Raw genomic sequence first — 21,875 nt, forward strand, 5'->3', positions numbered from 1 at the left:
CATAATACGCCAATAAAAGATGAGACATTATTTCTTCAACTTTACTTAATCGCAGAATTATTATTTAAAACGTGAGATACCCGAATAAAGAAGCAATATTTATCAGAATTATTACTGATATATACCAAGATAGGTTCAACAACATTAAAATAGCCTACAGACCCTTAAATCTCTGCTGACAATATTTTGTCTTGTGCACTTAGAATAATCCACGTACATTGTTTCTGTCATAGTAAAGAGGACATTTCTATGTCGTTGCCAAGCCTGTTTCTACGAATACAAGACCCGACACTTAAAGATGCTATCGCCTCTTGCCAGGAACTGAACAAATTTCGTCTGCATAATACCGATGCCGCAGATGGTTGGATTGAAGATTTCCTACAACTCAAACCGGAAGTTGCGATTGTTGAAGTCGCCCACTTTACTAGCGCAGATTACCAGCGCCTTTCTAATATCGAAGACATCTACGATATGGACTTGATCATCATTAGCTCTGGTGCTCCAAACGAAAATTTGGATAAGCTAATGAACTTAGGTGCAATTTTTCACTACAGAAAACCCGTCGATATTGCCATTTTGACGGACACCCTAAGCGAAGTCAGCCAGTACTATCAGCAAAAACAAGATCAAGGACGTAAAGTGTCCACTAGCGATCTCGACCAATTTGGCCTTTTGGTGGGGTCCTCATCGCCAATGCATCAGCTCTATCGCATGATCCGACGCGTCGCAAAAACAGAAGCCAACGTCCTCATTGTCGGTGAAAGCGGCTCAGGTAAAGAGTTAGTCGCACAGACCATTCATTTAGCCAGTGATCGCAAGCAACAACCCTTTATCGCGATTAACTGTGGTGCGATTAGCCCAGAATTGGTCGATAGTGAACTGTTTGGCCATGAAAAAGGCGCCTTTACCGGAGCGAATAAAACTCACCAAGGTGTATTTAAACAGGCAGAAGGCGGCACGCTGTTTTTAGATGAAATCACCGAGATGCCTATCGAGCATCAAGTGAAGCTATTGCGTGTGTTGGAAACCGGAGAATATCGCCCAGTGGGCAGTAATACGGTACATATCGCCAACACTCGCATCATTGCCGCCACCAACCGTGATCCTAAAGTCGCCATTGAAGAGCAGTTCCTGCGTGAAGATCTGTTTTTCCGCTTATCGCACTTTCCATTAACGATACCGCCGCTGCGAGAGCGAGGCGGTGACATCGTCGGTCTGGCTAAGCACTTTATCGCGCACCGCAACGCAAATGAGGCTAAAACCAAAACCATTCTTGATTCTGCCATCCAAAAAATCGCCGTGCACGATTGGCCAGGTAATGTCCGTGAGCTCAAACACACGATCGAGCGTGCATTTATTTTGGCTGATGACACCATCCGAGATGAACACCTGATATTCGATACACCGCCATTGGAAACAGGCACCAGCATCGAAGACCTTGTTCCAGCGGGCGTTTCGCTAGAAGAGCTAGAAAAAGCCGCCATTCTCAATACGCTTGAAGAGAATCAAGGCAATAAAACGGAATCTGCGCAAGAGTTAGGCATTAGCGTTAAAACGCTCTACAACAAACTCGAAAAGTATCAAGACGAGTAACTCGCAGTGGGAATACAAAAAAGAGCACGGAATACGATTCAGTGCTCTTTTTTTATCTTATCTTTTATGCGGATGTGTAGCGTTTGATTACACCCACTGACCCGCGACAAAGCCGCTCGACCAGCACCACTGAAAATTGTAGCCCCCTAACCAGCCAGTCACGTCCATGACTTCGCCAATGAAGTACAGCCCTTTGATGTCTTTGCATTCCATGGTTTTCGAAGATAAGTGATCGGTATCCACACCGCCTAGTGTCACTTCCGCGGTTCGGTAGCCTTCAGTGCCATTCGGGGCGATATCCCAATGCTCTAAACGATCCACAATCGCCGCAAGCTCCTTTTGATTGAACTGCTTTAGCGGTTTATCGACCAGCTCTTTACGTTCAATCAAGACTTCAACCAAGCGCTTTGGTAGCACTTTAGCGAGCGTATTTTTGAGCGACTGATTCGGATGCTTTTCACGGCTGCGTTCTAATAACTCGGCAACATCATCGTTTGGCACCAGATTAATCGACACCTTTTGCCCCGCTCGCCAGAATGATGAAATCTGTAAAACGGCTGGGCCAGATAAACCACGATGTGTGAACAACAGGGCTTCTTTGAACATGGTGCCATCTTCAGCTGTAATTTCCGCAGGTACCGCGATACCAGATAACTCAGCAAAATCTTCTTTGTCTTCTTTATGCAACGTAAATGGTACAAGCCCTGCCGTAGTTGGGATAACTCGAAGACCAAATTGTTCCGCGACTTTATAACCAAATGGTGTCGCCCCCAGTTTTGGCATCGACAAGCCACCGGTTGCGATAACTAAAGACTCACACTCGACAATCTCAGTGCCAGCATGAAAACGAAAGCCTTCATCGATTTTCTCAATTGAGTGAACATCGCATTGGTACCGCTGCTCGATATTCGGCATATCACATTCAGTCAACAGCATCTTCACGATGTCTTTCGCCGTAAACGCATCGACACAAAACAGCTGACCGTGATCGCGCTCTTCAAATTCAATACCATGCTTACACACCATCGAGATAAAATCCCAGTTAGTGTATTGGGAAAGCGCCGACTTAACGAAATGCGGGTTTTGGCATAGGTAGTTGCTGGCTGAGACGTCGTAATTAGTGAAGTTACAACGGCCACCGCCTGAGATAAGGATTTTACGTCCTGGCTTTTTAGCATGATCGAGCACCAAAACACTGCGGCCTCGCTTGCCGGCTTCTGCAGCACACATCAAACCCGCTGCGCCTGCGCCAATTACAACAACATCAAATTTCTTACTCATCGGTAGCTCTTAGACTGATTGGTATCGAATCGAAATAAAAAAGGATGTGCACATTGCACATCCTTGCTTTCTAGGCGCGACATTCTACCGACAAATCTCGAAGGGGAAAAGCGCTTAAACGGTAAGCGCTATACATGCCCGTGCAGTCCTAGGAGATTAACTCGCTAGATTATTGTTCGTTAAAGAATGAAGGCCGCGAGTAGGGTAACACCGAGCAAAGCGGTCGATAAAACAAATAGCTCACGCACCCTTTCGCACTTACCAGTAAAAATCTCATCGTGGTGATGGTGATATTCTTTACTCTTGATGTAGTGGAACAAACGCACCTGTTTGGTGACATTTCCATGGGTGGTAAAAAAGCCATTGCCATCAACTTGCTGATATAACAACGGATGCGCTTCACGCATGATGTAAATTAGAGAACGAAGAGCGGTAAGATACCGGATCATGTTGACTCCAGTTACCACCATTAGCGCAAATAAGATTGTGTCTCCACTGATCATCTTTTCCTCCCTACATCTTCAACAATGCTCAAGAGAAAAAGACGATCAATGCTTCGTCTTTACCCGCTACTTATAGCGTCAAAAAACGCGCTTACGCAGCTGGAGCATCCATGATTGAAGATGAACCTTCTTTCGCCATTTGTGCTAGATCTTTGTCGATGAAGAACAATGCTTTACCATCTTCACCTACTAATTCGATCTTATCTAAAATCCCTTTAAACAACTTCTCTTCTTCGTGCTGTTCAGACACGTACCACTGTAGGAAGTTAAACGTTGAGTAGTCTTGGCTAGTAAATGCAACATGTGCCAATTTATTGATTTTTTCCGTGATCATTTGCTCATGTTCGAAGGTCTCGCGGAAAACATCACCTAAGCTAGCAAAATCATGCTTTGGTGCATCAATAGCGCCCAAAATTGGCATTGAGCCAGTTTCACTTACGTAGGTGAATAGGCGTTGCATGTGCTCCATTTCTTCTACGGCGTGAGCGCGTAAAAATTCAGCCGCACCTTCAAAACCTTTGTCTTCACACCAAGCACTCATTTGTAAGTATAGATTGGATGAGAAAAATTCTAGGTTAATTTGCTCATTCAATTGTTCGACCATAGTTTGAGACAGCATGTTAACTCCTATTAATGTGCATGCAATATACCCAAGTAACCTCGAGATAAACGACGCCGCGAGATTGACTTGCTCTACATCAGAGGCAAGGTTTTACTTGAACTATAGTCAGTAACGGAGCGCTGAACTCCGCATCTCAAAGTCACTTGGGTATAACGCCACTATAACATGATTACTGAGACAAGACTTTGTACCTACGACACTGATATGAGATCACTTCAGCAAATTTTTTTGGGGGTTAGTGCTAATCTAAAACTATGACCTTACAAGGAGATAGCAATATGAGTTACAAACACATACTTGTGGCAGTCGACCTGTCAGACGACAGTAAAGTGTTGATTAAAAAAGCCGTATCACTGGCTAAACCTCTGGATGCGAAAGTCTCTTTTATTCACATCGACGTGAACTACGCAGAGCTCTACACCGGGCTTATCGACATCAATATGGCAGAAGCGCAACATCAAGCAATGGAAGCGTCGCGCACACAATTGGCGAATTTCGCAGAATATGCGCAATACCCAATAGCCCATACGTTGGTCGGTAGTGGCGATTTGAGTAATGAGCTGTGCGATACCATTCAAGATTACAGTATCGACTTGGTGGTTTGTGGTCATCACCAAGATTTCTGGAGCAAGATTCTGTCTTCGACTCGACAACTGATTAACTGCTCTCCAGTCGATATGCTGGTCGTACCGCTAAAAGACTGATTGGCGCGACGTTAAAACTTGGTTAGACTGCGGGCACATTTGTTGTTGATAAAGATTCTCATCCATGGCTTATCTATCCGCAGTTACCCTACTTTGGGCATTCTCATTTAGCCTGATCGGCGTTTACCTCGCTGGTCAGGTTGATTCTTGGTTCTCGGTGTTCATGCGCGTGGCACTGGCGAGTCTGGTTTTCATTCCCTTTTTAAAATTCCGCGGCGTTAGCAAATCCCTAATCGCGAAACTGATGACGGTCGGTGGCTTTCAGCTCGGTCTGATGTACTGCTTCTACTACCAATCTTTTTTGCTCCTTTCCGTGCCAGAAGTATTGCTGTTCACCGTATTCACACCCATTTACGTCACGCTGATCTATGACTTCTTGAAAGGTCGCTTTTCACCTTGGTATTTGGTTACCGCGGCAATTGCTGTATTTGGCGCAGCCTGGATTAAGTTTGCAGGCATTAATGAAGACTTCCTGCTGGGCTTTTTGGTCGTACAAGGAGCAAACCTCTGTTTTGCCATTGGTCAGGTAGGCTACAAATACATCATGGAAAGTGAGCCGGTTGATTTGCCACAACACACCGTGTTTGGTTACTTCTACTTAGGTGCGCTTTGTGTAGCAACCGTGGCTTTCGCTCTGATGGGCAACCTCGACAAACTACCCACCACCGCAACGCAATGGGGCATTCTGACGTACCTTGGTTTAATTGCTTCTGGTTTTGGTTACTTCGCGTGGAACAAAGGCGCAACCATGGTGAACGCAGGAGCACTTGCAGTAATGAACAACGCATTGGTTCCGGCGGGTTTGATTGTGAACATTGTGATTTGGAACCGCGATGTTGATGTCATGCGACTCGCCATTGGCGGTGCGATCATCATGCTATCGCTATGGATTAACGAAACCTGGGTGAAAAAGCGCGTCGAAATGAGCTACGCCAAGAAGTAAAGCGACCGCTCCCAACACACATACTGACAATAAAAAACGCTCTCCAACTGGAGAGCGTTTTTTTGGATTAGATTAATGCACTTTGACTTGCGAGCTTGTGCTCATCAACGCATTAGGTGGCGTTGATAGCAACACCTCTAGCTTCGCATTGCGCGCTTCAAGCTTGCGCTGACGCTTAAGTAACTTTTGTTGTTTTTTCGCTACTTTTAACAACTTCTTCTGCTGCTTATAATACTTTTTCAGTGCTTTTTTCGCTTTCTTAAGCGATTTTTTATCCGCTAAATCAAACCATACTGGTGCGTCGGTTCTTACTGGCTCCAGGGATTTTTCGGCTTGCTTTTTCTCTTTCACGCGCTCAACAACACGCTTCACAATCGCTGCTTTTTCGTTGCTTTGTTTTGTTGTCATAGGAATCGGTTGTACTGGCAGCGCTTCAGCCAATAAGCCACATGATTGTTGCTCGTTCAATGGCTTGTCTTGGCATTTTTGCGGCGGAATAGCGGCTGGCTTACACAGGGTATCTTTGGCCGCTGAAGAGCGTGCGCAAGAGCGACAAACAAACTTTGGTGCGACAACTAAACGATGGATATCGCCAAGCTCCGCCGCGATCTGTTTACGACTCATTTTACATAAGCGTTTAGCCATTCTACTACTCCAGCTTCCCAATTATCAACCGCATCACAACAAGTGAAATAATAATAATTCTTAGTTAGATATACAGTCAGGGAGGAGAATTAGCAAGAGAAAACTATCAGTAACGATTCAGAAAGAGAGGCTTGATCACAGCACGATACACCGTACTGTGACAAGAAAAGTTGAGCGGTCAGGAAGTTATGCCATTGAGGCTTTAACATAGACGTCAAAGCGATTTTTTTTGGTTTCAATCGCCATAGTCGGCTTTTGCTCGTTCAGCCAGTTTGCATAGTCTGGGCGCTTCACCACCACGCGTTTTGTGGCTAACGCCATGGCAGGATCTAGCAAACCATCGGCGTCCAAATCGGCGCCAACCAACGATTGGAAAACGCGCATCTCTTTTTTTACGAGCGCCGATTTCTTCTTGTTTTCTGGGTGCGGATACATAGGGTCGAGATACACCACATCTGGCTGAACAAAGTCTTCATCTTGTGCCAGCTGTTCCAATGCATCATGACTGGAGGCATGGATCAGCGACATACGCTCTGATACCCAAGTTCCAATTTCAGGGTCTTGTTTCGCACGCGCTAAGCCGTCATCCAGCAACGCTGCGACTACCGGGTGTCGCTCCACCATCTGTACCTTACAGCCGAGCGAGGCGAGCACGAACGCATCACGTCCCAGCCCCGCCGTGCCGTCTAGAACGGTTGGCGTTGCCCCTTTGTTCAAGCCTGCGGCTTTTGCGATGGCTTGGCCCTTACCACCACCAAATTTTCGGCGATGTCCCACTGCGCCACCAATTAAATCGACAAAAATAGCGCCCAACTTTGGCTCATCCACTTTACGCAGCTCTAAACGCTCGGTGGTCAGCACCAAAGCAAAATCGCTCTCGTCAGTGTGAGAAAGCTGCCAGCGCGCAGCCAGTTCATCCAGATGAGGTTGTTGAGACGGGTCTTCACAGATCAATTGCAGTTGCAAAAGGAGGCTCCAATAAAAAATCGCGGTAACTGGCGCTGAGTGTATACCTAAGTTACCTCTCAATGCTAGGTTGAGCTTGATATGACAGGACTACTCAGCCGTCAGTCGCTCAACTAACTCAGAAAGCGGTTGAGGATGCCCAATACCGTAGCCTTGGCCATAATCCACACCAAGATCGATCAAATGCTGCATGACTTGTTCGTTTTCGACAAACTCCGCCACCGTCACTTTGCCTAGCTGTTTTGCCAGATCATTGATCGAGCGAACCATCACACGGTCCATTTCATTTACGTTGATATCTCGCACGAAAAGACCATCAATTTTCACGATATCAACGGGAAGTTTCTTTAAGTAACCAAATGAAGACAAGCCCGAGCCGAAATCATCCAATGCAATCATGCAACCCAACGCTTTGAGCTTGGTGAAGAGCTCAATGGCTTGCTCAAGATTACTCATCGCTGCTGTCTCGGTGATTTCTAGACAGATTTTTTCACACGGCATGGACGAACGTTCCAGTCGTTCCAATAAGAAATCGATAAATTCTTGATTCCCCATAGATTGACCTGAAAGGTTTATCGAACAACGGCCGAGTTTTTCAACCACCTCCGGGCGTTGCTCAAACCATTCTAGCGTTTGAGTAATGACCTGTTTATCAATCCAATGCGCAATGTTGTAGCGCTCGGAAGCCGGAATAAACAGTGCAGGAGAAACATAATCACCATATCCATTGCGAATGCGCACTAAAATCTCAAAATACATCTGAGCATCGTGCTGTTGTAAGCTTTTGATCGGTTGAGCAAACAACTCTAAACGCTGATTCGACAATGCCTCATGCACCAAATTGACGCTCTGCATTTCCATCTGGCGACGTTGTAGCTCTTCGTTATCTAAGCTGAACAGATTGTAGCGGTTACGGCCTTGCTCCTTGGCGGCATGACACGCAGAGTCTGCTTGAGCGTGCACCATTTGCGGCGTCTCTGCCGTATGGTCGATGATACGAATACCAATAGAACAACTGATGAACAAGCGTGTATCTTCCCAAATAAAGAGATGTTCACTCAACGTCGAGATGATCAGTTTGGCGATATTAATGGCGCCGTATTCGTCGCAATCTTTGAGTAGTACCGCAAACTCATCGCCTCCCATTCGAGCCAAGATGGAATTGTATGGCAGCACTTCCTCTAACATGCTGGCGCAAAATTGAATCGCCGCGTCACCCGCATCATGCCCAACCGTATCATTGAGGACTTTTAGCTGATCTAAGTCGAGGTATAGCATGGCGTGGACGCGACGATGGCTGTCCACCTCACGCAGTGCAGTCTTGAGCTCTAGTTCAAAGTGGTTTCGGTTATAAGTCCCTGTCAGTAAGTCATAGCGCGCTTGATATTCCAATTTCTCGGAAAGCTGTTTGGTTTCTGTAATATCTTCACCCACAATCAAGAGCTGATCAGATTCACTCAGTGGACGAATGTTCTCACGTACCCAAACACGATGACCATTTGCATGGCGATACTCGACTTCACGTCGCCAGACCCCATGCACCTGTTGATTGGGTTGCAATAGCACTTGGCGAGGAAACAGTACCTTGTCATCAAAATAAAACTCCCTTAGGCGGTGTCCGAGCATGTCCATCGGTTTGTAGCCGAGGAGTAGCTGAGCAAATCGATTCACTTCTTGAATGCGGTTATTGCTGTCGAGTGTCACCATCATGACAGGCTGTTGTTCATAATAGTTACGCAGGGTTGATTCACGTTGATAGAGCTTATCTTCCATCAACTTACGACTAGTGATATCGCGCGCTTCAAACAAGTATTGCTTTTGATTTCCTACTTGCTGAGAAAAAGGCTTGAGTGAAATTTCCAACACCAATGTACCGTGCTCTTTACTCCAAATTTCAGCCTCAAACGTCGACACTTGATGGTGAGGCGCGTGGAAATACGCCTCAAGCAACGCTTGCGCTTTCTCACTCCAATTGGGATGAAACCAAAGTGGTCGGTCTAAACGCAGCCCTTGGTGATACAGCAAAGATTGCAGGTGATCGTTGCCCGATTTAAGTACACCGTTGGCATCCAGAATGCCCATATACTGCATGCTCTGATCAAAAATCGACTCTAAGATGGCTTGGCTTTCTCGCGCGGCACTCTCGCTGCGACGCATCCGCTGTAAATAGTAACCCATCAACAAAATGACCACCGACATCACCACAAACAGGCTACCAAACAAGCGAATTTCTTTGGCAAAACGCTCAGAAAACTTCATCGGTTTATTAAAAAATACCGCAGAGACCTCTTGCTCAGCACCCAACCCCCAGCGCACTACAGCTTGATAATCGAGCTTGATTTCAGAATCACTTTTCTTCACGGCTGGCAGAGATTGGTCAGGGTTATCCAATACAAACTCAAGTATCTCAGCACTCTCTATGCCATGCCGATAACCACTTTGGATCACGCCACCAACCGCACCGTGCCCTAAGCCAATGTCGTGCACCATAAACAGCGGCGCATTTGAGGCTCTGTTAACGCCAATCCAGTCACGTTCACTGCCAACCACACCCTGTTTATCTCGGTAATAAGTCCAAAACAGGACGACTTTATCTTTATTCAGCTTCGCCACTTGTTGCTTTAAGTCAATGATACTATCGGGAATAACTTGCACAATTTTGTCGCGATATTGCGGATGTTCATGTACAAAATCGTCGATTTGATAGCGTAATACCTCTCCCGTTACGGAATGGTCACTGACAATAAGAATTTGGGTGTAATCAGGGTGTAGGCGCTCTATGAGGGCTAAATTTGCCTCCAAATCGACATCTTCTGTTACTCCTGTTGCGTTCAGAGATTGGTGCAAAGAAGGATGATAATTATTGATGCCATTAAATATAACCGGGGTGTCTTTGATGATTGGCGCCAAACGCTGCATCAGTTCAAGCGCGTTGTTATCACTCACTAAAATGGCATCGAATCGTTCTTTGCTTAATTTCGTACGATATAAGGATTCAAGCTGAGCGAAAAACTGCTCACTCTGGTTACGTTTCGAGTCTAAATAGAGCACGCGCATATCCAGCGATCGATCACCCAATTGCTGCTCGATACCTCGCTGTATGGAATCCGTCCAGAAAAAACCTTGATGATAGGAGTGCACGACCAAAACTTTCGGATCTGAGGCCGCGGCAAACGCGCTCCAACATAGCGCGACAATAACCAGAAAACGCTGCACATTATCTCCATAGCTCGGAGTTAACCCGCAGTTACTCCTGCCAAACCTTGTGAATCCTATCCGCTATGAGTATAAAAGGGAGGTAAAACTCTATCCCTAACGGAAATAATAGTATGAATGCGAGCCTGCCGAAACTCGACGACCTTGACCGCGCAATATTAAAAACACTGATGGCTGACGCCAGAACGCCCTACGCAGAAATGGCAAAGCAGTTCGATGTCAGCCCTGCCACTATCCATGTGCGTATTGAGAAGATGAAATCGGCTGACATCATCGAAGGAACGGAGGTGATCGTAAATACCAAAAAGCTCGGCTACGATGTGTGCTGCTTCATTGGTATTAACCTAAACGCAGCTCGTGATTACCATTCCGCGCTAGAAAAACTCAACGCGCTCGACGAAGTCGTTGAAGCTTACTACACCACGGGCGCGTATAACATATTCGTCAAATTGATGTGCAAATCGATTGAAGAACTGCAATTTGTGCTGATTGATAAGCTGCAAGCCATTGATGAGGTTCAGTCTACGGAGACATTGATATCGCTGCAGAACCCAATTAACCGCAGTGTGAATCCGTGAATTTTTTATAAAAAATGGATAAAAAAAGGCCAACCGAATGGTTGGCCTTAGTATTTTTGGAAAGACAGCGTACGCTTACGCTGCAATACCAGAATGGCGCAAGAGCGCATCAATTTGTGGTTCACGACCACGGAAGCGCTTAAACAGCTCCATTGGCTCTTCACTGCCACCCATTTCTAAGATGTTGTTCAGGAAGCTTTGACCCGTTTCTTTGTTGAAGATACCTTCTTCTTCAAAGCGAGAATACGCATCTGACGACAGCACTTCCGCCCACAGATAGCTGTAGTAACCCGCGCTGTAACCACCAGCAAAGATGTGACCAAAGCTGTGCGAGAAGCGCGCCCACTCAACGGCTGGAACCACCGCGACTTTCTCTTTCACTTTCGCCAGCGTTTCCAAAACGCGTGCACCCACTTCTGGGTCGTATTCGGTGTGCAGAGTAAAGTCGAACAAACCGAATTCTAGCTGACGCAAAATACCCATCGCCGACTGGAAGTTTTTCGCCGCGAGCATCTTATCTAGCATCGCTTTTGGCAACGGCTCGCCTGTCTCATAGTGACCAGAAATGAACGCCAGTGCGTCTTCTTCCCAACACCAGTTTTCCAGGAACTGACTTGGTAGCTCAACCGCATCCCAAGGTACGCCATTAATCCCTGATACCGCGCCAGTTTCTACTTGCGTCAGCATGTGGTGGATACCGTGACCAAATTCATGGAAAAGTGTCACAACTTCATCGTGCGTAAACAGTGCTGGCTTGTCGCCCACTGGACGGTTGAAGTTACACGTTAGGTACGCCACCGGCGTTTGCAGTTCGCCAGAGAGCGTAATACGACGACCACGACAGTCATCCATCCACGCGCCACCACGTTTGTGCTCACGTGCGTAGAGATCTAAGTAGAAACTGCCACGCAGTGCGCCTTCAGCGTCAAAGATATCGAAGAAACGCACAGATTCGTGCCAAGTGTCCACGCCTTCGCGCTCAGTAACTGTCATGCCAAACACGCGGTTTAGCACTTCAAACAGACCACTGACAACCTTTGACTCTGGGAAGTACGGGCGCAGTTCTTCATCCGAAATTTGGAACAAGTGCTGCTTTTGTTTCTCGCTGTAGTAAGCGATATCCCACACATGCAATTCTTCAACGCCAAACTCACTTTTCGCAAACTGACGCAACTCTTCCACTTCACGTTCACCTTGCGGTTTCGCACGTGTCGCTAGGTCATTCAAGAAGCCCAACACTTGATCTGGCGTTTCGGCCATTTTCGTTGCTAACGATTTCTCGCTGTAAGTATTGAAACCCAACATGCGTGAAATTTCGTGACGCAGTCTCAGTTGCTCAGTAATGATTTCTGAGTTGTCCCACTTACCAGCATTTGGACCGCGATCAGAAGCGCGCGTCACATACGCTTCGTACACTTCTTTACGCAACTCTTGGTTGTCGCAGTACGTCATGACAGGTAGGTAAGATGGGATATCCAGCGTAATGAGGTAACCATCTAGCTCTTTTGCTTCTGCCGCGGCTTTCGCTGCTGCCAGCGCCGATTCTGGCATGCCAGCAAGGTCTTTCTCATCCGTGATGTACTTGGTCCAACCCATGGTGGCATCCAGTACATTGTTAGAGAATTTAGAGCTGAGCTCAGACATGCGCTTGCTGATTTCGCCGTAACGGTGCTGCTCATCGGATGGTAAACCAATACCCGATAGCTCAAAGTCTCGTAACGCATCGGTGATGGTTTTTTGTTGAGCGCGAGTCAGCGTTGCGAATGCATCACTGGCTTTAATCGCTTTGTACGCTTCGTACAGGCCTTTGTGCTGACCAACCCAAGTGCCGTACTCTGACAAAATTGGCAAACAACTTTCGTACGCTTCACGCAGATCTTCGCTGTTCACCACGGAGTTCATGTGACCCACTGGCGACCAAATACGGCTTAAGCGGTCATCCGCTTCTTCAATTGGCGCAATCACACTGTCCCAAGTTGGGTGAGCATTATCTTTTAGAACTTCATCGATTTTCGCTCGGCATTCAGCAATCGCTTGTTCAACGGCAGGCTTGATGTGTTCTGGTTTAATTTGAGAAAACGGAGGTAAGTCCGTAAACGTCAGAAGAGGATTAGACATGAATAATTCCTTTTGTGTTTTGACTCTGTGATTGCCTGTCTATTTTGTGTAGATAGGCCAACTCAATGTACAGACGAGCCAGCAACATGGATTGGGGGAGCTCCGTTCCCTTTCTCTATGCTGCGATGACCATATAGTCAACGAGCGCTACTCTGTCCTTGAGTCTTGTTATACCTAAATGAGATTTCACACTCTTTGAGCACGAGAAACTCACCTAGTTCAATTCGATTACCAATAGTAAGTGTGGGTGACTTAAAGAAATTTCAATAGTGAGCCCCTAGTTAGAGGAACGGATTTGATTGGAAGTTCTACATCTTTAAGTTACTTGAGTATAATACCGCCATAGAGTGAAAATCACAGACCACACTCAACCAAAGAGTGTTTCGAGAGTTTAATTTGTTAAGTTACCGCCACAGCTTCCACGCTGGCAACCATGCCGACGTGGTCAAACACATCGTTCAAAGCCTCATTCTTGATGCGCTGAAACAAAAAGATAAAGCGTTCGTTTATCACGATACCCACTCGGGTGTGGGCCGTTACGATCTGACTCACGAATGGTCTGAAAAAACGGGCGAATACAAACAAGGCATCGCACGTATTTGGGATAACCCAAATATTCCTGAAGACATCAAAAGCTACATCGATGCCATCAAAGTACTCAACAACGGCGAAAAACTGCGTTACTACCCAGGTTCACCACGTGTGGCACGTGCGCAAATCCGCCCACAAGATCGCATGGTGCTGACGGAGCTGCACCCAGCCGATCACCCGCTGTTGGAGCAAGAATTCCATCGCGATCGCCAAGTGAGCATCTTCAAAGAGGACGGGTTCCAGCGTCTAAAAGCAAGCTTACCACCACAAGAGCGTCGTGGTTTGGTGCTGATTGACCCACCATACGAGCTCGCGAAAGAGTACCGCGATGTAGTGCGAGCGATTCATCAGAGCCATAAGCGTTGGGCAACCGGTATCTACGCGATTTGGTACCCAGTGGTAAACCGTCACGACATCGAAGATATGATCGAAGGCCTGGAAGCACTGGGCATTCGTAAAATTCTGCAAATCGAGTTAGGTGTCGCACCCGATACCAACGAGCGCGGCATGACGGCATCCGGCATGATTGTGATTAACCCGCCGTGGAAACTGGAAAGCCAGATGAAAGAGATTCTGCCATTCCTGCAAGACGCGATCGCACCAGCCACCGGCCACTGGAAAGTGGACTGGATTGTGCCAGAGTAAGCTCATCTGCACCGAAACCTTCTAGCGCAACGACATTTTCGTTGCGCTTTTTTATACTCTCAACTTTGCCCTCTCATCGCGCTTATTCTTCTTTTTGTGCCTCTCATCGCTATTTGTCATAAGTAATGTCGCTTTTTCCCATTTAGGAATTCGTTACATTCGATTTATGATAGTGGGATAACGGTGGCATTGAGTTCAGGCAAGGTCATCCCAATCTATCTATGTACCAGATAAAATTTATAAGCTCTTGGAGAAAGTAATGGCGACTCATTTTGACTATATCTGTATCGGTGGCGGCAGTGGCGGCATCGCATCTGCAAACCGTGCGGCGATGTACGGCGCGAAAGTTGCGCTAATCGAAGCTCAAGACCTTGGTGGCACCTGTGTCAACGTAGGTTGTGTACCGAAAAAAGTGATGTGGCATGGCGCGCAAATCGCAGAAGCAATGAACCTGTACGCAGAAGATTACGGTTTTGATGTCGACGTGAAAGGTTTCGACTGGAGCAAACTGGTTGAGAGCCGTCAGGCATACATTGGTCGTATTCACCAATCTTACGATCGCGTTCTTGGCAACAACAAAGTAAACGTGATTAAAGGCTTTGCTAAGTTTGTTGACGAAAAAACTGTCGAAGTAAACGGTGAACATTACACAGCAGATCACATCCTGATCGCGGTTGGTGGTCGTCCTACTATTCCAAACATTCCAGGCGCTGAATACGGCATCGATTCAAACGGCTTCTTCGACCTAGCAGAACAACCAAAACGCGTTGCGGTTGTGGGCGCTGGCTACATCGCAGTTGAAATTGCTGGCGTACTGCACGCGCTAGGTACAGAAACGCACCTGTTCGTACGTAAAGAGTCACCACTACGTAGCTTCGATCCAATGATCATCGATACGTTGGTTGAAGTGATGGACGCAGAAGGCCCAACACTGCACACCCATTCTGTACCAAAAGAAGTGGTAAAAGAAGCCGATGGCAGCCTAACTCTGCACCTAGAAAACGGTGAGAGCCAAAACGTTGACCAACTAATCTGGGCAATCGGCCGTCACCCAGCGACAGACGCAATCAACCTAGCGTCAACCGGCGTGGCAACGAACGAAAAAGGCTACATCAAGGTAGACGAATACCAAGAAACCAACGTGAAAGGCATCTACTGTGTGGGTGACATCATGGAAGGCGGTATCGAGCTAACACCAGTAGCAGTGAAAGCGGGTCGTCAACTTTCTGAGCGTTTGTTCAACAATAAACCAAACGCGAAGATGGACTACGATTTGGTTCCAACTGTGGTATTTAGCCACCCACCAATCGGCACTATCGGTCTTACAACGCAAGAAGCGGAAGAGAAGTACGGCAAAGACAACATCAAAGTCTACACATCTGGCTTTACTGCGATGTACACCGCCGTTACTAAGCACCGTCAACCATGTAAGATGAAGCTTGTATGTGCGGGCGAAGAAGAAACGGTTGTTGGTCTGCACGGCATCGGTTTCACGGTAGATGAAATGATCCAAGGCTTCGGCGTAGCAATGAAGATGGGCGCAACCAAAGCAGACTTCGACTCTGTTGTGGCTATCCACCCAACGGGCTCAGAAGAATTCGTTACTATGACAGGTTAGTGTAGGAAACCCACCTACACACCTTTCTACCTCTGGAAAATGCTTAATTAGGTCAGGTTTTTATCTGGCCTTTTTCATGCTTGAGCACCTACCCCTGAACCTCTTCATTATTCTGACTTTCACATGTGAAAGTTGAGCCTCTAAACACAGGAGTAGACTAACTGCACATTGTAGCCTTGCTTGCAATCACTCAAGTTGCCCAAATCAGTACATACCAGCCCTTACCGCCTGAATAACCGACAACCGATAATAGTCACTATGCTATAGAAAAGAATGGGTTAAACATGTGGCTTATTTAGTTGATTCTGATGACGTAAGAATTGGTTGCGAGATAACAATTGATACAGACCCGATAGAATTTCACGGGGGGCGAGTCATAGGAAAACTGCCAACGCTGTATGACTCCTCGGGTAAATACGTCGAGCCAGTCAACCAATGGTTTATTCACCTGATTGGAGTAAAGCGGCATGAAAATATTAGCTCATACTCTCGCGCACTACTAAGTTACTGGCGTTTTCTAGAAGAAAATCGACTGACATGGAATGTATTCCCTGTCATTAAATCATTAAAGCCAACATACCGATTTAGAAATCAGCATCTATTAAAGAAAGCGAAGGAAGGAGATCTGGCCTTTTCAACAGCCAATACTTACATACGGCATGTTGTGCAATTTTATAAATGGGCAGCACATGAACAGTTAATTACTATAACCGACCAAAACAAGCCATTTGAAATCGAGATCGTAGACATAAAAAATGAAAGTATGTTAGCCCATATGATGCCGAAATTCACTGTTCAGACAAGTGACTTACGTATTCGAGTTCCTAGAAGTTCTCAAAGCAACAGAATACGCTCAATGAATCCATTATCACAAAAAAAACTAGCTATATTAAAAAGAGAACTACCGAAAGCATCAACTGAAACGGGCTTAATAATATTACTTGGACTCTTATGTGGTTTGCGCAAAGAAGAGGCAAGCAGTCTAACTATCGAGGCTCTAAGTCAAGCTTATACATGTGGGGAAGCAGACACTCGATTCAATATACCAATTGGACCAGACAACGGTGTTCAAACAAAGAACAACAAAAAAAGAACGATCGAAATATCTTCTTCTTTAATAAACATACTAAATGAGTACGCTATCAGCGACAGGAGAATGATTAGATTAAAAAAGCTGCATGACAAAACTGAAAGTGATTCAAATTCGATTCAAAAGTGGGAACCACTATTTATAAGTCAACAAGGTAATCCCATGTCACCAGAAAGTGTTGGGAGTAGGTTTTGTGAGCTGCGTATGGAAATAAAAAAAACAAACGCAGACTTTAATCATGAGTTCCATGATCTTAGAAGAACATACGCCACTTATCGACTACAAAGCCTATTGGATATCGGCATTCCTGCGTCGCAAGCTCTTTCACTAATCATGTCTTGGATGGGACATGAAGACGAAAGAACAACATGGAAATATCTCAGCTATTTAAAACGCAACGAGGCATTAGTATACAAAATATCCATGCTTGACCAAATCATGCATGATTCTTTAAAGGGGTATGCATAATGTCAAGAAACATTGTTAACACGGTAGCTTGGGAGAAAGCCTTAACTCAAAAAGTAATTGATGGTGTAAATGGTGTAGTAACTCTTGATTTCAACAGGTTCCGTTACTTCGACATTCCCATAACTAAAAAAATATTAGCTAATAATAGTAAATATGCAAACAGAGATATAGTGGCTTATAAATTATTTGAAGCCATTATGGAGAATCAAGATTATTCAGATCCCACAAAATATGACTTGTTTATTACTGCCAGATTACACTTCCGATTTTGCGATAGCAATGGCTTACTACCTTTAACGAAAGACCCAGTGTTAAAAGAAATAGAATTTTATAAATCAAGACAACGAAGAGGAGAAATTATAGACTCAACGTTAACACAGCGAATATCAGGGTTGAAGAATTTGCTCAAAATAATGGAAGTGGAATATCAGAAATGGATGCCAAATTTTTCATTCTCAGGAAAATCTCAAAGTAAACCAACAGCTGCATATAGTGATAATGATCTAAGAAAGCTACTAGCATTACTACATGAGATTTTTAAACAACTTCACCAGCAATTTATCAGCAGCCCACAATTTCATATTGATGCTGGGCACAAAAAGCAGACAATGGTAATAAACCTAGCTGATAAAAACCTTTCCGTACGGGCAGGTATTACCAAGCTTATGTGCTGCGCTACTTTCTTACTAAGTTTCTATACTTGGAGCAATAGTTCGATATTGTTTCAGCTAAAACGTCCAGAAAAACTCCGAGATCAAATATCTCCTTGGTATAAAATGTCAGCATTTAAGAGAAGAGCATTTAAAAATATAAGTGTTGAATTAGGTGATAATCAACAACTAGAGCTACCAAAATATGCTAGAGATTTTTTCACTGACCTTATAGATATTTCAACTCTGATTGATCCAAGTTCTGACGCATTACTTTTTCAATATATCAATAACGGAAAACCAAAGCCTATTACGGGACATATATTAAATGACTTCATTCGAAGCTGGCTATCAAAAAACTTTCCCTTGGTAGATGACTCAGGTCAAAAACTGATTCCCGTGATCAGGAGATTTAGAGTCACTGGTAGTTATTTAACACTTGCACGAGGAAGAGAAATTGAGGCCGCACTATTACTAGATAATACTCCAGAAGTAATAAAGCGTTCTTACAGTTCAGGGAACCCATTAGAAAACAACCTAATGAACAGGGACACTTGTTTGATACTTGAGCAAACAGTTCGGGATGGAAATGGCGTTGAAGCAGCCAAAAAAGTTGTTAAGGATACATATAAAATTGAAGTTCTCACTTACGAATCTTACTTGAACAGCTCTACCCCACCAATCAAAAGCGCAAATGGAAGTTATTGCAAAGGTAACAATGCTCAAAAAAATAGAAAGTTTACTCGTCGAGCCAATTCTCATGGTTTAATCGGAGATGGCGTAAAGCTAGCCTGTGCCGAGCTAAAGCAGTGCTGGGAATGTTCAAGCCAAGTCTTAGTAGAATCAGTAACAGATATATGGTGTATATTAAGTTACAGAGAAAACTTAGAGGAATCGCACTATTTACATATAGATAAGAATCATCATTCTGATAATTTTTCTGAAATTATTGAAAGCATTGATAAAAAACTAAAGAAAATTAATCCAAAGGTTTTACGCCAAGCTCAGAGGAAACTCGATGAAGATGGGCGACATCCTCTTTGGCCCGACGCAGCCAGCGAATTATAATACTGGAATTTCACTATGGAGTTACAAATAAATCTACCGAATGACTTCCTAGATCAGGATATCCCAAAATGCAATATAAAGGTTAGTGAACTTTTTATTAAAAAGGATTTCAAATCTTTAAACAATACACCAATAAGTGTTGATAATGAAGGAAATATCGTATCAAGATTTGGTGACACCATCTGGGATTGTTCGACCTTTAGAAGTGATATAGGGGGAACTAGAAATCAGAGTGAGTTTAATTTTTCATTTTTAATCGAACACCCTACATTACTTATACAAACTAAACTCATAGCATATGGCTGGTTGTATGCTATAGGAAACAAATCAGGAAAAGCCTGCAAGATAACCACACTTACATCAAGATTTAACATTCCGCTCAAAAAAGTCATTTTATCTCTAATCGCTCAGGAGAAGTTTGACATTACAGAATTAAATAATGACGAAGTATGGTCTAAGCTTGAAGAGCATTTGGAAGGACTTAGCAGAAATTATATTATACAAATATTTTCCTCCCTAAAATCAATCGTACGACTAAATTACTTTCTACCATTTAAAATTACATTACCTGAAATAAATTTTTCCACAAGAGCAAAAAAGCTATCTTGCACTACTAAAAGGGATACAAAACAGTATTTAGCCATCCCTCAAGACATAGTCGATAAAATCTATAGTGAAGCGGTGCTGCTTGTTGAGTCAGCATGGAAGTACCGTAAAGAAATCTCTCAACTAGAGCAAAGCCTTCAATCTAACTATGAAGCAGGCCGTACTGTTGTTGACGATTTAATAGCAACAGGTAAATGGAAGTGGCTACATGATGAATATGGAAATCTGGATCGAAGGAATTACGGACATGAAGTAAACAATTTTCTACCAGAGCCTTATCGTGACATCATTCATAGAAACCTTTCAAAAACAGGATTACTCCCCGGATGTAACGAAGACGGTAACTGGTACGCAGCTTGGCGTGGACAACTACAAGCAGCATGCTTTATTTGTTGTGCCGCTTTCACTGGCATGAGGGTGAGCGAGCTATTCGAATTACGGAGAAATAGCTTCCATTCATATCAACTTGATGGGCAAGACTTTCACGTAGTTAAAGCTAGTACTCATAAGATGGCCGCAGGCAAAAAGGCCGAGGAATGGCTATGTAGCCCTATTGTATCAAAGGCGATAGATCTAGCTTCGGCTTTGAGCGAAGGGTTACGTAATCAGCTCTACGACAAAGCTATAAATTCATCAAGTAGTAGTGTTCGAAAACAGCTATCAGAAACAGCTGAATGTCTCTGGTTGACTCAAAAAGAACGTATGAATGCGCCAAAAATAATCGCTCGAGACAGTTGGAATGAACGGCTAAGACGATTCTCTAGGAATGCAAAAGCAGTGATTACAGCCGATTCTATAAATGAATGTATACAACTAAATCCAAATAATAACGGCACAATTGTTGAAAAAATTATATTAGGGAAAATTTGGCCTCTATCCACCCATCAGTTCAGAAGAACTTTTGCTGTATTTTCGGTCAGGAATAATTTGGGTCACTCCATTGCGATTAAGCAACAATTCAAGCATCTCTATTTGAGAATGAGTGATTGGTATAGCTCAGGAGCAGTTCAAACTAGGCTACATGATATCCATTCAGACCATGATCTAATAAACATTTTAAATGAAGTGTCGTTGATTCAAACCACAGCTCAATTTGATAAATGGTTTAATGGTGATGAAAAACTGTCTGGTAGTTTCGGAAAGATGATTATGGCGATGAGGGATAGGAAACCTGAGACATATAGCAGTTGGGATAACCTTTACAGGCTAGTTAAGGCAGGCCGAATGACATTGCACGGTACATTACATAGCTACTGTAAAAACGGTTATGACTGCGATATGGAAGGCATATCTAATCCATCTTTCTGTGTGGATTGTAAATCCAGCGGCAGTGTAATTGACGGAGAAAAAGCACAATGGTGGAAAAAACGCCATACATCTCTTGTTGCATACCTAGTTAAACAAAATGATGTCAGTCTAGGTGAATATTCTCATTGTATAACTCAAATCAGGGCCGCAGAAAATGTTATGCGTGATTTCGATATACCATTTGAAGAGTATGAACATCCCATCGAGGTTGCCAATTTATGAAAAAATCAGAAAATACTTTGCTTCAACTTGAAGCCGCACTTCAACGAATCCTGATTGGAAAAACAAAACGAATACCAGAGCACCGGAAATTGTCAGTTCGTGCTGTCGAAGAAGAAGCAGGGCTTGGAAATGGAAGCTGCTATTACTACAAAGAATTTAAGCTTAAAGTGCAATCGGAAGCAGCAAGGATTAAAGCTTCATTATCCATTACACCAGTCGAATCCGATCTTGTAAAATTAAGATTAAAACGTAATGAAGAAAGACGGATTAAAATTCAGTACCGTGAGCAAGTTGATGAACTTAAAGCGATGGTCGCACAAATGGCGGCCGAACACCATCAGCTATCTCATGCCTTGCGAAAAGCTCATCTCAAAATTACACAACTTGAGCATGAGCTGATTGAACAACAGAGAAAACAAATTGTTAGGATAAAATAATTT

Annotated in this window: 17 protein-coding genes; 10 read left to right on the plus strand and 7 right to left on the minus strand. The window is 44.3% G+C overall.

The window, feature by feature from the left end; genetic code table 11:
• Nucleotides 1–249: 249 nt before the first annotated feature.
• Entirely contained in the window at nucleotides 250–1,593 is a 1,344-nt protein-coding gene (locus L3V27_RS14780) for a sigma-54 dependent transcriptional regulator (protein ID WP_012841235.1), read from the plus strand.
• 87 nt (nucleotides 1,594–1,680) lie between these two features.
• Here the strand turns inward: L3V27_RS14780 and L3V27_RS14785 are convergent, their stop codons facing one another.
• The 3 genes from L3V27_RS14785 to ftnA all read right to left on the minus strand — a co-directional run bounded on the left by L3V27_RS14785 (nucleotide 1,681) and on the right by ftnA (nucleotide 3,996).
• A complete protein-coding gene (locus L3V27_RS14785) occupies nucleotides 1,681–2,874 on the minus strand; it encodes an NAD(P)/FAD-dependent oxidoreductase (RefSeq protein WP_237312166.1) in 1,194 nt (397 codons plus the stop codon).
• 179 nt (nucleotides 2,875–3,053) lie between these two features.
• A complete protein-coding gene (uspB, locus tag L3V27_RS14790) occupies nucleotides 3,054–3,377 on the minus strand; it encodes a universal stress protein UspB (RefSeq protein WP_005394407.1) in 324 nt (107 codons plus the stop codon).
• Between the two features lie 91 nt (nucleotides 3,378–3,468).
• Nucleotides 3,469–3,996 (minus strand): non-heme ferritin, encoded by a 528-nt coding sequence (gene ftnA, locus L3V27_RS14795; RefSeq protein ID WP_005379167.1) that lies wholly within the window; start codon nucleotides 3,994–3,996, stop codon nucleotides 3,469–3,471.
• A gap of 281 nt (nucleotides 3,997–4,277) precedes the next feature.
• On the opposite strand from ftnA, the gene uspA reads away from it, so the two are divergent.
• Nucleotides 4,278–4,703, plus strand: a complete 426-nt coding sequence (gene uspA, locus L3V27_RS14800) for a universal stress protein UspA (protein WP_005379165.1) — start codon at nucleotides 4,278–4,280, stop codon at nucleotides 4,701–4,703.
• 64 nt (nucleotides 4,704–4,767) lie between these two features.
• Nucleotides 4,768–5,646 (plus strand): carboxylate/amino acid/amine transporter, encoded by an 879-nt coding sequence (locus L3V27_RS14805; RefSeq protein WP_006741764.1) that lies wholly within the window; start codon nucleotides 4,768–4,770, stop codon nucleotides 5,644–5,646.
• A 72-nt stretch (nucleotides 5,647–5,718) separates the two neighbouring features.
• Here L3V27_RS14805 and L3V27_RS14810 read toward each other — a convergent pair whose 3' ends face one another.
• The 3 genes from L3V27_RS14810 to L3V27_RS14820 form a co-directional block, all read right to left on the minus strand.
• On the minus strand, nucleotides 5,719–6,291 hold the full coding sequence (locus tag L3V27_RS14810) for a hypothetical protein (protein ID WP_237312168.1): 573 nt from the start codon (nucleotides 6,289–6,291) through the stop codon (nucleotides 5,719–5,721).
• 186 nt (nucleotides 6,292–6,477) lie between these two features.
• Complete coding sequence (locus L3V27_RS14815) at nucleotides 6,478–7,257, minus strand: class I SAM-dependent methyltransferase (RefSeq protein ID WP_005394395.1); 780 nt, start codon at nucleotides 7,255–7,257, stop codon at nucleotides 6,478–6,480.
• Nucleotides 7,258–7,347: 90 nt separating this feature from the next.
• On the minus strand, nucleotides 7,348–10,473 hold the full coding sequence (locus L3V27_RS14820; RefSeq protein ID WP_237312170.1) for an EAL domain-containing protein: 3,126 nt from the start codon (nucleotides 10,471–10,473) through the stop codon (nucleotides 7,348–7,350).
• A gap of 113 nt (nucleotides 10,474–10,586) precedes the next feature.
• Here L3V27_RS14820 and asnC point away from each other — a divergent pair, with 113 nt between their 5' ends.
• Nucleotides 10,587–11,051, plus strand: a complete 465-nt coding sequence (gene asnC, locus L3V27_RS14825) for a transcriptional regulator AsnC (protein ID WP_005394393.1) — start codon at nucleotides 10,587–10,589, stop codon at nucleotides 11,049–11,051.
• A gap of 75 nt (nucleotides 11,052–11,126) precedes the next feature.
• Here the strand turns inward: asnC and prlC are convergent, their stop codons facing one another.
• Nucleotides 11,127–13,169, minus strand: coding sequence for an oligopeptidase A (gene prlC, locus L3V27_RS14830; RefSeq protein ID WP_170902488.1), 2,043 nt, complete (start codon nucleotides 13,167–13,169; stop codon nucleotides 11,127–11,129).
• Between the two features lie 396 nt (nucleotides 13,170–13,565).
• On the opposite strand from prlC, the gene L3V27_RS14835 reads away from it, so the two are divergent.
• The 6 genes from L3V27_RS14835 to L3V27_RS14860 all read left to right on the plus strand — a co-directional run bounded on the left by L3V27_RS14835 (nucleotide 13,566) and on the right by L3V27_RS14860 (nucleotide 21,872).
• Nucleotides 13,566–14,405 (plus strand): 23S rRNA (adenine(2030)-N(6))-methyltransferase RlmJ, encoded by an 840-nt coding sequence (locus L3V27_RS14835; RefSeq protein WP_054867837.1) that lies wholly within the window; start codon nucleotides 13,566–13,568, stop codon nucleotides 14,403–14,405.
• 259 nt (nucleotides 14,406–14,664) lie between these two features.
• Complete coding sequence (gene gorA, locus L3V27_RS14840) at nucleotides 14,665–16,023, plus strand: glutathione-disulfide reductase (protein WP_237312171.1); 1,359 nt, start codon at nucleotides 14,665–14,667, stop codon at nucleotides 16,021–16,023.
• Nucleotides 16,024–16,309: 286 nt separating this feature from the next.
• Nucleotides 16,310–17,581: a site-specific integrase gene (locus L3V27_RS23425; RefSeq protein ID WP_052767621.1), complete on the plus strand. Its 1,272-nt coding sequence runs from the start codon at nucleotides 16,310–16,312 to the stop codon at nucleotides 17,579–17,581.
• The gene (locus tag L3V27_RS14850) at nucleotides 17,581–19,299 is read left to right on the plus strand and encodes a hypothetical protein (RefSeq protein ID WP_047110439.1); all 1,719 of its coding nucleotides are present in this window, start codon (nucleotides 17,581–17,583) and stop codon (nucleotides 19,297–19,299) included. Before L3V27_RS23425 ends, L3V27_RS14850 begins: the two co-directional genes overlap by 1 nt.
• Before the next feature lie 15 nt (nucleotides 19,300–19,314).
• Nucleotides 19,315–21,435, plus strand: coding sequence for a hypothetical protein (locus tag L3V27_RS14855; RefSeq protein ID WP_047110440.1), 2,121 nt, complete (start codon nucleotides 19,315–19,317; stop codon nucleotides 21,433–21,435).
• Complete coding sequence (locus L3V27_RS14860; protein ID WP_047110441.1) at nucleotides 21,432–21,872, plus strand: hypothetical protein; 441 nt, start codon at nucleotides 21,432–21,434, stop codon at nucleotides 21,870–21,872. Before L3V27_RS14855 ends, L3V27_RS14860 begins: the two co-directional genes overlap by 4 nt.
• Nucleotides 21,873–21,875: the final 3 nt, after the last annotated feature.

Source organism: Vibrio sp. J2-3(2022), from assembly GCF_021725735.1.
Classification (GTDB): Bacteria; Pseudomonadota; Gammaproteobacteria; order Enterobacterales; family Vibrionaceae; genus Vibrio; species Vibrio diabolicus.

What these genes read in the sequence shown, in the direction of transcription:
- L3V27_RS14780 (WP_012841235.1), top strand. Translation starts at nt 250, where the DNA reads ATGTCGTTGCCAAGCCTGTTTCTACGAATACAAGACCCGACACTTAAA.
- L3V27_RS14785 (WP_237312166.1), bottom strand. Translation starts at nt 2,874, where the DNA reads ATGAGTAAGAAATTTGATGTTGTTGTAATTGGCGCAGGCGCAGCGGGT.
- uspB (WP_005394407.1), bottom strand. Translation starts at nt 3,377, where the DNA reads ATGATCAGTGGAGACACAATCTTATTTGCGCTAATGGTGGTAACTGGA.
- ftnA (WP_005379167.1), bottom strand. Translation starts at nt 3,996, where the DNA reads ATGCTGTCTCAAACTATGGTCGAACAATTGAATGAGCAAATTAACCTA.
- uspA (WP_005379165.1), top strand. Translation starts at nt 4,278, where the DNA reads ATGAGTTACAAACACATACTTGTGGCAGTCGACCTGTCAGACGACAGT.
- L3V27_RS14805 (WP_006741764.1), top strand. Translation starts at nt 4,768, where the DNA reads ATGGCTTATCTATCCGCAGTTACCCTACTTTGGGCATTCTCATTTAGC.
- L3V27_RS14810 (WP_237312168.1), bottom strand. Translation starts at nt 6,291, where the DNA reads ATGGCTAAACGCTTATGTAAAATGAGTCGTAAACAGATCGCGGCGGAG.
- asnC (WP_005394393.1), top strand. Translation starts at nt 10,587, where the DNA reads ATGAATGCGAGCCTGCCGAAACTCGACGACCTTGACCGCGCAATATTA.
- prlC (WP_170902488.1), bottom strand. Translation starts at nt 13,169, where the DNA reads ATGTCTAATCCTCTTCTGACGTTTACGGACTTACCTCCGTTTTCTCAA.
- gorA (WP_237312171.1), top strand. Translation starts at nt 14,665, where the DNA reads ATGGCGACTCATTTTGACTATATCTGTATCGGTGGCGGCAGTGGCGGC.
- L3V27_RS14850 (WP_047110439.1), top strand. Translation starts at nt 17,581, where the DNA reads ATGTCAAGAAACATTGTTAACACGGTAGCTTGGGAGAAAGCCTTAACT.
- L3V27_RS14855 (WP_047110440.1), top strand. Translation starts at nt 19,315, where the DNA reads ATGGAGTTACAAATAAATCTACCGAATGACTTCCTAGATCAGGATATC.
- L3V27_RS14860 (WP_047110441.1), top strand. Translation starts at nt 21,432, where the DNA reads ATGAAAAAATCAGAAAATACTTTGCTTCAACTTGAAGCCGCACTTCAA.